14 protein-coding genes are annotated in these 14751 nt (G+C 62.0%); 8 read left to right on the forward strand and 6 right to left on the reverse strand.

Translation table 11 applies throughout. The features are described 5' to 3' along the window. Positions 1 to 7 precede the first annotated feature (7 nt). The 3 genes from ACZ5VE_RS11000 to hemC are packed head-to-tail and all read right to left on the reverse strand — an operon-like array spanning position 8 to position 2757. Positions 8 to 1045 carry a uroporphyrinogen-III C-methyltransferase gene (locus ACZ5VE_RS11000; protein ID WP_464455208.1) on the reverse strand — a complete coding sequence of 346 codons (1038 nt, stop codon included), beginning with the start codon at positions 1043 to 1045 and terminating at the stop codon, positions 8 to 10. After that, the gene (locus tag ACZ5VE_RS11005) at positions 1042 to 1824 is read right to left on the reverse strand and encodes a uroporphyrinogen-III synthase (RefSeq protein ID WP_464455209.1); all 783 of its coding nucleotides are present in this window, start codon (positions 1822 to 1824) and stop codon (positions 1042 to 1044) included. Before ACZ5VE_RS11005 ends, ACZ5VE_RS11000 begins: the two co-directional genes overlap by 4 nt. 15 nt (positions 1825 to 1839) lie before the next feature. Then, on the reverse strand, positions 1840 to 2757 hold the full coding sequence (hemC, locus tag ACZ5VE_RS11010; protein ID WP_464455210.1) for a hydroxymethylbilane synthase: 918 nt from the start codon (positions 2755 to 2757) through the stop codon (positions 1840 to 1842). Between the two features lie 140 nt (positions 2758 to 2897). On the opposite strand from hemC, the gene ppc reads away from it, so the two are divergent. Genes ppc through argH form a run of 3 tightly spaced genes read left to right on the forward strand, consistent with a single transcriptional unit; the run spans position 2898 to position 7955 of the window. Continuing rightward, on the forward strand, positions 2898 to 5750 hold the full coding sequence (ppc, locus tag ACZ5VE_RS11015; protein ID WP_464455211.1) for a phosphoenolpyruvate carboxylase: 2853 nt from the start codon (positions 2898 to 2900) through the stop codon (positions 5748 to 5750). Between the two features lie 42 nt (positions 5751 to 5792). Further along, complete coding sequence (locus ACZ5VE_RS11020; RefSeq protein WP_464455212.1) at positions 5793 to 6464, forward strand: DUF1345 domain-containing protein; 672 nt, start codon at positions 5793 to 5795, stop codon at positions 6462 to 6464. Between the two features lie 42 nt (positions 6465 to 6506). After that, positions 6507 to 7955 carry an argininosuccinate lyase gene (gene argH, locus ACZ5VE_RS11025; protein ID WP_464455213.1) on the forward strand — a complete coding sequence of 483 codons (1449 nt, stop codon included), beginning with the start codon at positions 6507 to 6509 and terminating at the stop codon, positions 7953 to 7955. Between the two features lie 41 nt (positions 7956 to 7996). On the opposite strand, the gene ACZ5VE_RS11030 is transcribed toward argH, so the two are convergent. The 3 genes from ACZ5VE_RS11030 to ACZ5VE_RS11040 are packed head-to-tail and all read right to left on the reverse strand — an operon-like array spanning position 7997 to position 9652. Continuing rightward, on the reverse strand, positions 7997 to 8428 hold the full coding sequence (locus ACZ5VE_RS11030; RefSeq protein WP_464455214.1) for a hypothetical protein: 432 nt from the start codon (positions 8426 to 8428) through the stop codon (positions 7997 to 7999). A gap of 30 nt (positions 8429 to 8458) precedes the next feature. After that, entirely contained in the window at positions 8459 to 8992 is a 534-nt protein-coding gene (locus ACZ5VE_RS11035) for a DUF2867 domain-containing protein (RefSeq protein ID WP_464455215.1), read from the reverse strand. A 6-nt stretch (positions 8993 to 8998) separates the two neighbouring features. Then, the gene (locus tag ACZ5VE_RS11040; protein ID WP_464455216.1) at positions 8999 to 9652 is read right to left on the reverse strand and encodes a hypothetical protein; all 654 of its coding nucleotides are present in this window, start codon (positions 9650 to 9652) and stop codon (positions 8999 to 9001) included. A 181-nt stretch (positions 9653 to 9833) separates the two neighbouring features. On the opposite strand from ACZ5VE_RS11040, the gene ACZ5VE_RS11045 reads away from it, so the two are divergent. The 5 genes from ACZ5VE_RS11045 (at position 9834) to ACZ5VE_RS11065 (ending at position 14747) form a co-directional block, all read left to right on the forward strand. Beyond that, positions 9834 to 10676, forward strand: a complete 843-nt coding sequence (locus ACZ5VE_RS11045) for a class I SAM-dependent methyltransferase (protein WP_464455217.1) — start codon at positions 9834 to 9836, stop codon at positions 10674 to 10676. 93 nt (positions 10677 to 10769) lie between these two features. After that, the gene (locus ACZ5VE_RS11050) at positions 10770 to 11258 is read left to right on the forward strand and encodes a bacteriohemerythrin (protein ID WP_464455218.1); all 489 of its coding nucleotides are present in this window, start codon (positions 10770 to 10772) and stop codon (positions 11256 to 11258) included. A gap of 162 nt (positions 11259 to 11420) precedes the next feature. Continuing rightward, the gene (locus ACZ5VE_RS11055) at positions 11421 to 12575 is read left to right on the forward strand and encodes an alpha-hydroxy acid oxidase (RefSeq protein ID WP_464455219.1); all 1155 of its coding nucleotides are present in this window, start codon (positions 11421 to 11423) and stop codon (positions 12573 to 12575) included. Between the two features lie 116 nt (positions 12576 to 12691). After that, positions 12692 to 13939, forward strand: a complete 1248-nt coding sequence (locus ACZ5VE_RS11060) for a Y-family DNA polymerase (RefSeq protein WP_464457485.1) — start codon at positions 12692 to 12694, stop codon at positions 13937 to 13939. Continuing rightward, positions 13905 to 14747, forward strand: coding sequence for an enoyl-CoA hydratase-related protein (locus tag ACZ5VE_RS11065; protein ID WP_464455220.1), 843 nt, complete (start codon positions 13905 to 13907; stop codon positions 14745 to 14747). Before ACZ5VE_RS11060 ends, ACZ5VE_RS11065 begins: the two co-directional genes overlap by 35 nt. Positions 14748 to 14751 lie beyond the last annotated feature (4 nt).

The following is a 14751-nucleotide window of genomic DNA, read 5'->3' on the forward strand; positions in this document are numbered from 1 at the left end:
GGGGTTCTTACCTTCCTGCTGCTGCGGTGGCCAAGGCGGTCAATGAGCCGTCCAAGCGGGGGCTCTCACTGGCTTTCAATTGCACCCCAGATTGCTCCAGCAACTGAAGCAGCTGGACGGTCTTGCGCGACGACGCATCGGCATAGCGGCGCACGACCACAGAGGCCGAAGCCAGGTCGGCACGGGCCGCGTCTTTTTGACGGGCCAGCAAGCCCAAACGGGCATTGAGCAATTTGAGCTTGAGGTTTTCACGCAAGAAAAACCCCTGCTCCGGCGACAGCAAAGCCGCCTCTGGGGACTCGATGCGGCTCACACGCACCAAGCCCTTGAGTTGGTCGGCAAACTGCATCAAGCCCGCCATCCACCACGATGGCGGGGTCGCGGCGCTGCCAGCTTCGGTCAAAGACCGGTTCATGGCCGCAGTGGGCAGATCCTGGTTAGCGAGCACCAAGCCATCGACCAAAGCGACGCCTTCGTCCAGCTTGATCAGCAAGCCGGGCAAATCGAACGCTGGCGTCGTGTTGAGCCGGTCCAGGTCTTTTTCGATGGCCCGCAGCACCGGGGCCAGACGCGGCTGCGCGGCCCGCTTGACACGCACCTGGGCCGACTTGAGGGCTGCCAACAAGGGCTCCATGCTGCCGGTCAATTGCGCTTGCTGCTGGGCCATGCGCAAAGCCGCTTCAATGTCGACCACCAAATTTTCATCCCGCGAGCGGGACAGGCTTTGGATCAACTCTTCCAGCTGCCCACGCTGCAAGGCCACCTCTCCCAAACGGGCCTCCATCAGCGTCAGACGTGCGGCACTGTCTTTGACGGTTTCCTGCGCTTGTTTGGCCCAGGCTTTGGCCTCGAGAGATTGCTGCCCGGCATCGGCACTTTGGCGGGCCAATTGCTCTTGAATGCGTGACAGCTTTTGCCAGAGCAACACCGACACCAGCAAAGCCAGACTGGCCACCCCCAAAGGCACCCACAGGCTCCAGGCGCGTCGGCGCACAGCTTGGCTGGTCGCCACAGAAGATGATGGTGTTTCGGGCGTGGAGGTCATGTCAGCGATTTTATAGACACCGCTTGAGCCTCCAGGCCAGCGGGCACTGTCTCCACCCGCCCCCAGCCAGACTGGCGCAAGCGCTGGGCAATGCGCGGGTGTGTGGCCAGGGCTCTGGCACGCCCCACATCCAGGCCGGGGCAGGCCTGCAACAGGTGCTGGGCCGCCTCGGAACTGCTGAACAGCCACCAGCTGCCATCGGTCATGGCCTGCGCCGCCCTTTGCTTCTGGCTGGGCGACAGCACCGGGGCATGGCGCACATACGCCACAGCCTGCGTCACCTGAACCCCAGCATCTGCCAACTTTTGCGCCAACCAGTCACGCCCCGCCATCTGCCCTTGGGCATCGGCACCGCGAACAATCAGCACCGAAGCCCGCTCCATCGATGGCACGCGTGCGGCCACCAAGGACCACAAGGCCTCAGAGTCAAACTGATGTGAATCGGCATCTGGCGAGTCGATCTGATCGGCTGGCCAGCCGCAAGCCAACAAAGCCGCGTGGGTGCCAGGGCCTGTGGACCATGCACGGCAAGCCCGCAGATCCAGCCCCTCGGGTCTTGCGGCCATGAAAAACCGCACCGCATTGGCGCTGACAAACATCACCGCCAAATGCTGCGGTACCTGCTGCCACACCGCCTGCATGGCAGACACATCGGGCAACGGCTCGATCTGAATCAGGGGAAGCGTTTCTGTGCGAACGCCTTGGCCCTGCAAGGCTTCGGCCCAAGCCCCCGCCTCACGCTCGGGCCGGGTGACGATCACCACAGGGGCTTCAGCCATGCCAAGCCTGAAAAATCAATGCGCGCCAGCCTGGCGCAAAGCTTGAGCCACGCTCAGGCCCAAAGCCTCTGCCGCCTGCAGGTCAGCCACCAACTCCTGGTCATGGGCCGTGACCAGTGATGCCGAGCCCTCCGGGTCTCCCCAGGCGGCACGCAACTTGAGCACGCCATCCTCGATGATGGCGTGCGCCGCCAAAGGCATGGAGCAACTGCCCCCCATGGCACGGCTCACTGCTCGCTCGGCCGCCACCCGTCGCCACGATGGCGCATCGGCCAGCGGTGCCAACAAGGCCCGCAAATCGGCGCGGTCGCTGCGAATTTCAATGCCCAAAGCGCCCTGGCCTGCTGCGGGCAGCATTTGGTCGGTTTCAAAAATATGGCGAATACGCTCCGACAAGCCCAGCCGCTTGAGGCCCGCAGCCGCCAGCACAATGCCCGCATACTGGCCCTCGTCGAGTTTGCGCAATCGGGTGTCCAGGTTGCCGCGCAAAGGCTCGATCTTCAAATCGGGACGCAAGGCGCGCAGCAACACCGTTCGGCGCAGGCTGGATGTGCCCACCACCGCGCCTTGCGGCAGGTCTTCCAGCCGTGCATAAGCCGCCGACACCCAGGCGTCGCGCGGGTCTTCGCGTTCCATCACGCAAGCCAGCTCAAAACCTTCAGGCATGTCCATCGGCACATCCTTGAGCGAATGCACCGCAATGTCGGCACGGCCTTCGTGCAGCGCGACTTCGAGTTCCTTCACAAACAGCCCCTTGCCACCGACCTTGGACAGGCTGCGGTCCAGGATCTGGTCACCCTGGGTGGTCATGCCCAGCAATTGCACGGTGCAGCCCAGGCCTTCAAGCAAGGCTTTGACGTGTTCAGCCTGCCACAGCGCCAGACGGCTTTCACGGGTGGCGATGACGATGTGGGGGGCAGTGGTCGCGGGCACGTTGAATTTCTCTGAAGAAAGGCTTCATCAAGATGAAACCAGTTGGTAATTAACAGGGTCCGGGCGATGCTAGCATGAGGAAACGAGGCCACAAGCCTCGGCACGCCTCAGTCAAACCACCCTTCACCGAATCGATTCCGATGAAACAGGCATCCCCAGACACCCTCGTCACCGCCAAACCAAGCCGCACCAGCCAACGCACGGAAAAACGCGACAGCGAACGTCCTTTGGTTGAAGACATCCGCTTGCTGGGCCGCATCCTGGGCGATGTGATCCGGGTGCAGGAAGGCCCTGAAGCCTTCGAGCTGGTCGAGCAAATCCGCAAGCTGTCGGTGGCCTTTCGGCGCGATGCCGACCACGAGGCCGACAAGGCCCTGAAAAAGCTGCTCAAAGGCTTGCCCGGTGACCGCGCCGTGAGCGTGATCCGCGCCTTCACTTACTTCAGTCACCTGGCCAACCTGGCCGAAGACCGCCACCACATCCGCCGCCGCGCCATCCACGAGCGCGCAGGCCACACGCAAGAAGGCAGCATCGATGTGGCGCTGCAGCGCCTGCGCTGGGCGGGCATCACACCCAAAAGCATCTCGGACATGCTGGCCACCAGCTACGTCTCGCCTGTGCTCACGGCCCACCCGACCGAAGTGCAGCGCAAAAGCATTCTGGATGCCGAGCGCGACATCGCCCATTTGCTGACCGAGCGCGACGCCATCAAGGCCCGCGCCGCCGCCGTCAATGCTGCCAAGGACGCGCTGACCCCCAGAGAACTGGCGGCCAACGAGCAACAAATGCGTGCCCGCGTGATGCAGCTGTGGCAAACCCGCCTGCTGCGCTTCAGCAAACTCACCGTGGCCGACGAGATTGAAAACGCGCTGAGCTATTACGAAGCCACCTTCCTGCGCGAAATCCCCAAGCTCTATGCCGAGCTGGAACAAGCCCTGCCGGGCCAGCCGATTGCCAGCTTTTTGCGCATGGGCCAGTGGATCGGCGGCGACCGCGACGGCAACCCCAATGTGACCGCCCAGACGCTCGAGCACGCCCTGACCCGCCAAAGCAATGTGGCGCTGCGCCACTACCTGACCGAAGTGCACTACCTGGGGAGTGAGTTGTCGCTGTCGGCCATGCTGGTGCCCTTTGGCCCCGAAATGCAGGCCCTGGCGGCGCAATCGCCCGACACCAACGAACACCGCCAGGACGAGCCGTACCGACGCGCCCTGACCGGCATGTACGCCCGACTGGCCGCCACACTGACCCAGTTGACCGGTGGCGAAGCTGCCCGCCATGCTGTGGCCCCGCAAAACCCCTACGCCAGCGCCGAAGCGTTTTTGGCCGACCTGCGCGTGATCGAAGCCTCGCTGTGCAGCCACCACGCCGAAGCCGTGGCCGCCCAGCGGCTGCACCCGCTGATCCGTGCCGTGGAGGTGTTCGGCTTTCACCTGGCCACGGTGGACCTGCGCCAAAGCTCGGACAAGCACGAAGAAGTGGTGGCCGAGCTGCTGACCACGGCCCGCGTGGAAAAGCACTACAGCCAGCTCGACGAACACGCCAAACAGGCCCTGCTGATCGGCCTGCTCAACGATGCCCGCCCGCTGCGCGTGCCCGGTGCGGACTACAGCGAACACACGATGTCGGAGCTGGCGATCTTCGAGACCGCCCGCCGCATGCTGGCCAGCTTTGGCCGCCAGGCGATCCGCCACTACATCATCAGCCACACCGAAACCGTGAGCGATTTGCTGGAGGTGCTGCTGCTGCAAAAGGAAGTGGGCCTGCTGCGCGGCACGCTGGACACGGAGGCGCACAACGACCTGATCGTGGTGCCGCTGTTCGAGACCATCGAAGACCTGCGTAACGCCGCGCCCATCATGCGTGACTTCTACGCCCTGCCCGGCGTGGCGGGCTTGATCCAGCGATCGGGGGCCGAGCAAGACATCATGCTGGGCTATTCGGACAGCAACAAGGACGGCGGCATCTTCACCAGCAATTGGGAGCTGTACCGCGCCGAAATCGCGCTGGTCGAGCTGTTTGACAAGCTGCAAGGCAGCCACGGCATCACCCTGCGCATGTTCCACGGCCGCGGTGGCACCGTGGGCCGAGGTGGTGGCCCGAGCTACCAGGCCATCCTGGCCCAGCCACCGGGCACCGTGCGCGGCCAGATCCGCCTGACCGAGCAAGGCGAAGTGATCGGGGCCAAATTCGCCAACCCCGAAATCGGCCGCCGCAACCTGGAAACCCTGGTCGCTGCCACACTCGAAGCCACCTTGCTGCAACCCACCAAACCCGCCACAAGGGCCTTTCTGGACGCCGCCGCCGAGTTGTCCGAAGCCAGCATGGACGCCTACCGCGGGCTGGTCTATGACACCCCCGGCTTCACCGACTATTTCTTTGGTGCCACGCCCCTGAAAGAGCTGGCACAGCTGAACATCGGCTCACGCCCCGCATCGCGCAAGGCGCTGCAAAAGATCGAAGACCTGCGCGCCATTCCCTGGGGTTTCAGCTGGGGTCAGTGTCGCCTGACGCTGCCCGGCTGGCTGGGCTTTGGCTCAGCGGTGCAAGCCTTCCTGGACAAACCCGACGCAGAGGAGCGCAAAGCCGCGCTGGCCTTGCTGCAAAAGATGTACCGCCAGTGGCCCTTCTTTCGCACCCTGCTGTCCAACATGGACATGGTGCTGGCCAAAAGCGACCTGGCCCTGGCCTCGCGTTACGCCGAGCTGGTTGGCGACAGCCGTCTGCGCAAGAAAATCTTCACCGCGATCGAAGCCGAATGGCACCGCACGGCGGACGCGCTGGCCCAGATCACGGGGGAAAAGAACCGCCTGGAGAGCAACCCGGCTTTGGCCCGCTCGATCCGCCACCGCTTTCCGTACATCGACCCGCTGCATCACCTGCAAGTCGAGCTGATCCGCCGCTACCGCGAAGGCAAAGCCGACGAGCGCGTGCAGCGCGGCATCCACATCTCGATCAACGGGATTGCGGCAGGCTTGCGCAACACGGGTTGAACAATCGCGAACAGGGGGGTGCTTTGGCCCTAACATGGCGGCATGAAACGTCCTTTGTTCACTGTCCTGCGTCAAATCAAGGCGCGCATCCGCCTGGTCAGTGCCACCCTGTTTGGCGTGGCACTGCACCTGGCGCTGCCGCCAGCATGGCCCACGCTGACCACCACCCGGGTTTTGCTGTGCTGGAACGCGGCGGTGGCGCTGTACCTGTTGATGGCGCTTTGGGTCATGCGGCAGTCCGATGTCGAGCACATGCGCCAACGGGCTTACAGGCAAGACGAGGGACAAAAAACCATTCTGCTTTTGACCATCGGGGCCGTGCTGGCCAGCTTGGTCGCCATCGTGGCCGAGCTGTCGACCATCAAATCACTCAGCGGCAGCGACAAGCTGCTGCACATCGCCCTCACGGGCGCGACGGTGGCCAGTTCGTGGGTGTTCATGCACCTGATGTTTGCCATGCACTACGCCCACGACTACTACCTGAGCGGTCGCCACGGGCGCGAGCCCGGTCTGTCTTTCCCGCAGGAGCCCATGCCGGACTACTGGGACTTTCTGTACTTTTCGGCCGTGATCGGCACCTCGGGCCAGACGGCGGACGTGTCTTTCACCTCCAAGGCCATGCGCCGCACGGGCCTGGTGCACTGCGTGCTGGCCTACTTCTACAACACCACGGTGCTGGCCCTGACGATCAACATTGCCGCCAGTTTGATGTGAACCGGCGTGGGCAGCGGCCCGTGCCCGATAAAATCGGGGCTTATGACAAACCAACTCGACAAAAAATCCCAAGCCTGGTCCGCGCTCTTTTCTGAACCCATGAGCGAGTTGGTCAAGCGCTACACCGCCAGCGTGTTCTTTGACAAGCGCCTGTGGCAAGCCGACATCCAGGGCTCGCTGGCCCACGCCGACATGCTGGCCGCACAAAAGATCATCGGCGCCAGCGACTTGGCCGACATCCAGCGCGGCATGGCGCAGATCACGCAAGAGATCGAATCCGGCGCTTTTGAGTGGAAGCTGGACCTGGAAGACGTGCACCTGAACATCGAAGCGCGCCTGACCCAATTGGTGGGCGACGCGGGCAAGCGCCTGCACACCGGCCGCAGCCGCAACGACCAGGTGGCCACCGATGTGCGCCTGTGGCTGCGCAGTGAAATGGACCTGATCATCGACTTGCTGGTGGACCTGCAAAAGTCGCTGGTCGATGTGGCCGAGCAAAACGTCGAAGTGATCCTGCCCGGCTTCACCCACCTGCAAGTGGCCCAGCCCGTGAGCTTTGCGCACCACCTGCTGGCCTATGTGGAAATGTTTGCCCGCGATGCCGAACGCATGAGCGACGTGCGCCGCCGCACCAACCGCCTGCCCCTGGGCAGCGCCGCCTTGGCGGGCACCACCTACCCGCTGGACCGCGAGCGCGTGGCGCGGAGCCTGGGCATGGTCGATGCCGATGGCAACGCACAGGTCTGCCAAAACAGCCTGGACGGCGTGAGCGACCGTGACTTTGCGATCGAATTCACCGCTGCGGCCAGCCTGTGCATGGTGCACATCAGCCGATTCTCTGAAGAGTTGATCTTGTGGATGAGCCAGAACTTCGGCTTTGTGCGCATTGCCGACCGCTTCACTACCGGCTCCAGCATCATGCCGCAGAAGAAAAACCCCGACGTGCCCGAGCTGGCACGCGGCAAGACCGGTCGCGTGGTCGGCCACCTGATGGGCCTGATCACCCTCATGAAAGGCCAGCCCCTAGCCTACAACAAAGACAACCAGGAAGACAAAGAGCCGCTGTTTGACACGGTGGACACGCTCAAGGACACCTTGCGCATCTTCAGCGAAATGGTCGGCGGCCAGGTCAACCCAGCCACAGGCCAAAAAGAAGGCGGCATCACCGTCAACGCTGCAGCCATGGAAGCCGCTGTGAAAAAGGGCTACGCCACCGCCACTGATTTGGCTGACTATTTGGTCAAAAAGGGCCTGCCCTTCCGCGACGCCCACGAAGTGGTGGCCCACGCGGTCAAAACCGCCCAGGGCCTGGGTGTGGATTTGTCCGAGTTGCCACTGGAAACCCTGCAAAAGTTCGACAGCCGCATCGAAGCCGATGTGTTCGGCCCGCTGAGCCTGCAAGGCTCGCTCAACGCCCGCAACACCTTGGGCGGCACCGCGCCAGCGCAGGTGCGGTTGCAGATCGCACGGCATCGCGGCCGTTTGGTCTGAAGCACGCAGAACGGCCCCCTCCGGGGTCCGTTCTTCACACACTAGATCAACAAGCTCGCGCCAAGCCCCAAGGCCAGCAAGATCGCCACCAAGACCACCGCACCCCATTTGTGCTGCAGGTGGTCCAGCGCTTCAAATTGGAGCCAGTCGCCTGAATCGACCGCTTTGGCACGCCGAAAGACCAGGCGAACGCAATAGATGTTGGCTGCAATGGCCACCAAACCCAACATGATTTTGGCTTGCAAAGTTGAACTCCAAGCTGCATGGCTCAGCAAAAAACCACCGCTGATCAAAACACCCACAAACGCCGAAATCTCGATCCACACATCCACGCGTTTGTGCAGACCCACCAATATTCGCTCTTGCTCGCGCCCTTGCCCTAACAACGCCCGCTCAAACAGTGCCTCGGTGAGCACACAACCCAGCCAAACACCCACGAACAGCAAGTGCACGAGCAAAAGAGTGGTTTTCATAAAAACGCCATTTTCATAAGAACCATAAGATCACAGTCGGCCAGCGCTCACGGCACGCCGCACCATGAATGGCGCAATGAACCGGTGGAATGGCGTCACGACGAACATGTAAAAACGGCCGAGCGTGTTGTGAATTTCGACCACCGTGGAGATGGTGATGAACGCCCGTCCACCAGACATGCTCTTGAGGCATGAAATACGGAAATTCAGGTGCTTGTCGTCATCGCCCACGATCACCTCGTGCGCCGACACAGATTGCACGGTGAATGGCCCCACTCTCACGCCTGGCTGAAATGTGGGCACCCGATCTGCACTCGCTGTGGATGTGTCAAACGGGTGCGTCAAGCCTAGGCGAGTCGCGATATGGCCACGCAAGCCCATCAGCCAACGAACCCATAGGGGTGCCACGCCAAATACAGCCCAGTAAGCGGCCGACGCATCCAGTTGATGCTTGCTGAGTGGGACTTCATAAGCATCGGCAAAGTCAATGCGCTTCAATGCCGTCAACACATCGCTGCCCACAGGAACAGGAACAACACGCACGCGAACACGTCGGTCAGTCATGACGAATCACCCCCACTCCCGCCCCAGCCTCGGGGCGGACACGCCTTTGTGCAAGCGGATCACCGGCACCGCCATGCTGATGACGCGGGGCTTTTCATCCTTGAGCAACACCACGTTCAAAAACAAGGTGCCCAGCCCCTTTTCGGTCTTGAAAATGCCCCAACGCCGCTTGGGTGCGATGGCGGCCAGCAGCGCTTGTTCGTCCCAATCATCGGCCAAAGGCAAATAGCTGTAGGCCTGTTCGCGGTGGCGCAGCATCACATGGGTGTAGCTGTAGCCGGGGATCGCCTGGCCATCGGTGCCAATCGGGCGGAACTTGATTTCATAGTCGCCCGTGGCGGTGTTGCCGTGGGCATAGCGGCCTGCGTGGATGCCTTTGGCGAACTTGAAGTTGGGACGGCCAATCACCAGTGGCGCGTCCATCAGGTTGCGCAGCTCGATGTTGAGAACATTGGGGTAGTTTTTATGCCCTGTGGCCAGCGAGTAGCTCAGGTGCACTGAAAACTCGGGGATTTTCTTTTTGTTTCCGCCCAACACAAAGGCCGAAATCAGCAAACCCGAGCCTGCCGTGATGAAGTCCCACAGGCCTTGGTCTTTGGCCCATTTGATCCAAGTCAGGGGCATTTGGAGCAGTGTCCAGAAATCGTCGGTCAAGATCATTGGACCATTTTAATAACATCTAAGTATCCAAAAATTCAAGATCTCACGAATCAGGCCAGTGGGTGAGGCCGCACACAGACCCCGGCGCACCAACGCGCAAGACTGACGCCTTTGACGCGCCAAAGCGCAAACCACATCTATCGGGGTGAGAAGCCAGATGCGGCCACAAGGAGACACCGCCATGCAGTTCCGCACGCACTCAAGCTTGATTGACAACCTGACGGGGGTACCACGCACCCTGCTGTTGCCCTTGGTGGCCCGTGCGCAAGGCGGGGCGGTATTTCCAGCGCTCGATCCGCAAGACCGGTATGCCCAGGAATGGCTGTCTGCCGTGGGGGCAGAAGCCGAAACCTCCATCAGCGATGCCCCGATCGTGGTCAATGTGCTTTGGCGGACCGGGTTGATCAAACAACTGGGCCACGGTTTTTTCACTCGCCACCCCAAAAGTCTGGGCATCAACCTCGGCGCGGGTCTGGCCCATTACTTTCAGTGGCTGGGCAATGGCAACAACGAATGGCTGGATGTTGACCTGAAAGAGGTGATTGACTTGCGCCAGTCGCTCGTTCCGCAAACATCTTCCCTCTGCGTCAATCAAGCCATGGACATCACCGAGCCAGGCTGGTGGAACAGGTTGTTGCTGCACGAACGCGATGGAAGACAACCCGTCTTGGTGGTTTGCGAAGGGATTCTGATGTATTTGCAGCCCGTACAGGTGAAACGCATCATTCAAGAGATCGGAGAAAACGCACCAGAAGGCTCCGAGCTGCTGCTCGATTTCGTATCGCCACTGGCTGTGGGGCCTACCGCCTTGTGCCTGCACAAAGCAGAACCCGATGCCCCGTTCGCTTGGGGCGTGCACAACGGCCAAGAAGTTGGTCATTTACACCCCCGACTGGAATTGCTCTCGCAACACAGCGTGTCAGAGGCCTATGGCTGGGGGGCCATCTGGGCTGAAATGTTCTGGGGGCCGCTCACGGGCGGGCCACTTTACGGCATGGCCCACCTGCGGGTGACCGAGCCCTGACCCCACACAACACAAAGCGCTTTTGACAGTGGCATCCCGTCCGGGGCGGCGATCCGCCATAATTTGGGCCAATCGCTTTTACCCCTTCAGACCATGACCACTGCCACCCCCACCCTGATGCCCTGGACCGACTCGCTCAACACGGGTGATGAACGGATGGACGAAACCCATCAGGAGTTTGTGGACATGATCAACAAAATCCTGGCCACCCCTGAAGACGAGCAACTGCCGGTTTACAAAGAGTTTTTGAACCACACAGTGGAACACTTTGCGCAAGAAGAGCGCTGGATGCTGGCCACCGGCTTTTCGGCCGACAACTGCCACGCCGAGCACCACGCCACCATTTTGGAAACCATGCGCGTGGTCGAAGCCCACTACCTGGACACCGACAAGCAAATCATCACCCGCCTGGCCGAAGCGCTGGCCGAGTGGTTCCCGGGCCATGCCGCCAGCATGGACGCCGGACTGGCCGCGCACCTGAAATCGGTCGGTTTTGACAGCGTGACCGAAACCCTGGCCGACCCGTCCGCCATCAAAAACGTGACCATGTCGGGCTGCGGCAGCGTCAGCTGCACCAGCTGAAGCCGCGTCCGCCCTGCTGGCGATGGGGCGGGTTAAGGCCAACGCCTGACAAACCACCCCAAGAAATTTCAAAACGACTGTCTCAAGTTTCACAAGCTGCGCGGCAGGGGTCGACTACGATCTGAGCCATTCAGATAGGCGTCCAAACCCCGGAGACAAACCATGCCCGTGATCACCAACATCGAAGACCTGCGCGTTCTGGCTGAAAAGCGTGTGCCGCGCATGTTTTATGACTACGCCGACAGCGGCTCCTGGACCGAGGGCACCTACCGCGCCAACGAAAGCGACTTCCACAAGATCAAGCTGCGCCAACGCGTAGCCGTGAACATGGAAAACCGCACCACCGCCACCCAAATGGTCGGCATCGACACGAAAATGCCCGTGTGCATCGCCCCCGTGGGCCTGACCGGCATGCAACACGCCGACGGCGAAATGCACGCGGCCATGGCGGCCAAGAAGTTCGGCATCCCCTTCACCTTGTCGACCATGAGCATCTGCTCCATCGAAGACATTGCGGCCCACACGCAAGCGCCCTTCTGGTTCCAGCTGTACATGATGCGCGACCGGGACGCCATGGTCCGCATGATCGACCGCTGCAAAGCCGCCAACGTGAGCGCCCTGGTGCTCACGCTCGACCTGCAGGTGATCGGCCAACGCCACAAAGACCTCAAGAACGGCCTGACCGCGCCACCCCGCCCCACCATTGCCAACATCATCAACCTGATGACCAAGCCCCGCTGGTGCTTAGGGATGGCGGGCACCAAACGCCACAGCTTTGGCAACCTGGTCGGCCATGTGAAAGCCGTGACCAACATGAAGTCGCTGGCCTCGTGGACCAACGAGCAGTTTGACCCGACGCTGAACTGGGAAGACGTGGCTTGGGTCAAAAAGCAATGGGGCGGCAAGCTGATCCTCAAAGGCATCATGGACGTGGAAGACGCCCAACTGGCCGTGGCCAGCGGTGCCGACGCCATCGTGGTCAGCAACCACGGCGGCCGCCAGCTCGACGGCGCACCCAGCAGCATCGAAGCCCTGCCTGCCATCGTGGCAGCCGTGGGCGACAAGATCGAGGTCTGGATGGACGGCGGCATCCGCAGCGGCCAAGACGTGCTCAAGGCCTGGGCGCTGGGCGCCAAGGGCGTCATGATCGGCCGCGCCATGGTCTATGGCCTGGGCGCCATGGGCGAAGAAGGCGTGACCAAGGCCCTGCAGATCATCCACAAAGAGCTGGACGTGACCATGGCCTTTTGCGGTCGCACCGACATTCAGACCGTGGACAAAAGCATCCTGCTGCCGGGCACCTTTCCAACGGCATAAAAAGCAGCGCCAAGGACACTTGCGCAGCGTGAAGGGCCTTGGCCCCGCGCTATGCTTCAAGGGTGACCGAACCCGCCCCCTCCAACCCGCTGACCCGGCGCATCGCCCACCTCGACATGGACGCGTTTTACGCGTCTTGTGAGTTGCTGCGCTACCCGCAGCTCAAGGGCTTGCCAGTGGTCATTGGCGGTGGCCGCCGCAAGGAAGATGACCTGCTGGGCAAGCTGCAGGCGGCCTACCCCGAAGGCGAATGGACAGAAGAGACTTTTGCCGAGCGGCTGGACCGCATTCCGGTGGACTTTTTCCCGCGCATCGAGGGCTACACCGGGCGCGGCGTGATCACCACCGCCACCTATGCGGCACGGCAATTCGGCATCGGCTCCGCCATGGGCCTGATGAAAGCCGCCAAGCTCTGCCCGCAAGCGCTCTTGCTGCCCGTGGACTTTGACCGATACCGGCATTACTCGCGCACCTTCAAAAGCATTATCACCGACATCGCGCCCGTCATGCAGGACCGGGGCGTGGACGAGGTCTACATCGACTTCACCGAGGTGCCCGGGGGCCAGCGCGAAGGCGGGCGCGTGCTGGCGCGGCTGATCCAGAAAAGCATCTTTGACGCCACCGGCCTGACCTGCTCGATCGGCGTAGCGCCCAACAAGTTGATTGCCAAGATGGCCAGCGAGTTCAACAAACCCAACGGCATCTCCATCGTGCACGAGGCCGACCTGCAAACCCAGATCTGGCCGCTGGCCTGTCGCAAGATCAACGGCGTGGGCCCCAAGGCCGATGAAAAGCTCAAGGGCTTTGGCATCCACACCATTGGCGAGTTGGCGGCGCGTGAGCTGCATTGGCTGGTAGACAACTTTGGCAAAAGCTACGGCGCTTGGCTGCACGAAGCGGCTTGGGGGCGTGACGACCGCCCACTCGAAACCGAAAGCGAGCCTGTCAGCATGAGCCGCGAAACCACATTCGAGCGCGACCTGCACGCCGTGCGCGACCGGGCCGAACTGGGGGCCGTTTTCACGCGCCTGTGCGAACAGGTGGCGGCGGATTTGCAGCGCAAAGGCTACGAAGGCAAAACCATTGGCATCAAGCTGCGCTATGACAACTTCCAGGCCGTGACCCGAGACCAAAGCCTGACCGACTACACAGCCGACGCCAAACGCATCCGCCAGGTGGCCGGGCAATGCCTGAAACGGGTGGACCTGTCACGCAGCCTGCGCCTGCTGGGTGTGCGGGTGGGCTCGCTGGTCAAGGCGGGGACAGCACCTGCCCCCGGCGCCTCTTACAGTGAAGCCATTGCCAACCCACCACCCCAAGTGAATGACCATGGACAAACTCAACTGCTTTTCTTTGACGACTGAAGGGAACGTTGCCCACCTGGTGATGAACCGCCCCGAGGCGATGAACACCATGCACCCCACCTTCTGGCGCGAGCTGCACGAGGTGCTGACCGACATCCACAAGGCGGGCACTGCCCGGGCGCTGGTGATCTCCAGCACGGGCAAACACTTCAGCGCGGGCATGGACCTGCAAACCTTTGGCAGCGCCATCCAGATGGACGACAGCAGCGCCGAAGGCCGCTCGGCCGTGTACGACCTGCTGACCGACATGCAGCACACCTTCACCCTGCTCGAAGAACTGCGCATCCCGGTGATCGCAGCCATCCACGGCGGCTGCATTGGCGGCGCGGTGGACATGGTGACCGCTTGCTGCATGCGCTATGCCTCGGCGGATGCGTTCTTCTGCATCCAGGAAATCAACATCGGCATGGTGGCCGATGTGGGCACCCTGCAGCGGCTGCCCAAGCTGCTGCCCATGGCGCTGGTCAAAGAACTGGCCTACACCGGCCGCCGCCTGGGTGCTGACAAGGCACTGGCCTACGGCCTGGTGAACGATGTGCTGCCCACCCACGAAGCTGCTGTGGCCGCTGCATTGCAAGCGGCCAAAGAAATCGCCAGCAAACCACCTGTGGCCATCTGGGGCACCAAACAAGTGCTGCACTACGCCCGCGACCACAGCACCGAAGACAGCCTGCGCCACATGGGCTGGCTGCAAGGCGCGATCTGGAGCAATGCCAATGTGCGCGAGGCCATCAGCGCATTTCAGCAAAAGCGCGAGGCGAACTTTGCGCCGCTGCCAGCGCTGAAGGGGTTTCGGGAGTTTGGTTAAACAG

This window comes from Limnohabitans sp. INBF003 (assembly GCF_055396645.1).

Excerpts from the sequence above, each read along its gene's own strand:
- ACZ5VE_RS11000 (WP_464455208.1), bottom strand. The coding sequence starts at position 1,045 with ATGACCTCCACGCCCGAAACACCATCATCTTCTGTGGCGACCAGCCAA.
- ACZ5VE_RS11005 (WP_464455209.1), bottom strand. The coding sequence starts at position 1,824 with ATGGCTGAAGCCCCTGTGGTGATCGTCACCCGGCCCGAGCGTGAGGCG.
- ppc (WP_464455211.1), top strand. The coding sequence starts at position 2,898 with ATGAAACAGGCATCCCCAGACACCCTCGTCACCGCCAAACCAAGCCGC.
- ACZ5VE_RS11020 (WP_464455212.1), top strand. The coding sequence starts at position 5,793 with ATGAAACGTCCTTTGTTCACTGTCCTGCGTCAAATCAAGGCGCGCATC.
- argH (WP_464455213.1), top strand. The coding sequence starts at position 6,507 with ATGACAAACCAACTCGACAAAAAATCCCAAGCCTGGTCCGCGCTCTTT.
- ACZ5VE_RS11030 (WP_464455214.1), bottom strand. The coding sequence starts at position 8,428 with ATGAAAACCACTCTTTTGCTCGTGCACTTGCTGTTCGTGGGTGTTTGG.
- ACZ5VE_RS11035 (WP_464455215.1), bottom strand. The coding sequence starts at position 8,992 with ATGACTGACCGACGTGTTCGCGTGCGTGTTGTTCCTGTTCCTGTGGGC.
- ACZ5VE_RS11040 (WP_464455216.1), bottom strand. The coding sequence starts at position 9,652 with ATGATCTTGACCGACGATTTCTGGACACTGCTCCAAATGCCCCTGACT.
- ACZ5VE_RS11045 (WP_464455217.1), top strand. The coding sequence starts at position 9,834 with ATGCAGTTCCGCACGCACTCAAGCTTGATTGACAACCTGACGGGGGTA.
- ACZ5VE_RS11050 (WP_464455218.1), top strand. The coding sequence starts at position 10,770 with ATGACCACTGCCACCCCCACCCTGATGCCCTGGACCGACTCGCTCAAC.
- ACZ5VE_RS11055 (WP_464455219.1), top strand. The coding sequence starts at position 11,421 with ATGCCCGTGATCACCAACATCGAAGACCTGCGCGTTCTGGCTGAAAAG.
- ACZ5VE_RS11060 (WP_464457485.1), top strand. The coding sequence starts at position 12,692 with ATGGACGCGTTTTACGCGTCTTGTGAGTTGCTGCGCTACCCGCAGCTC.
- ACZ5VE_RS11065 (WP_464455220.1), top strand. The coding sequence starts at position 13,905 with ATGGACAAACTCAACTGCTTTTCTTTGACGACTGAAGGGAACGTTGCC.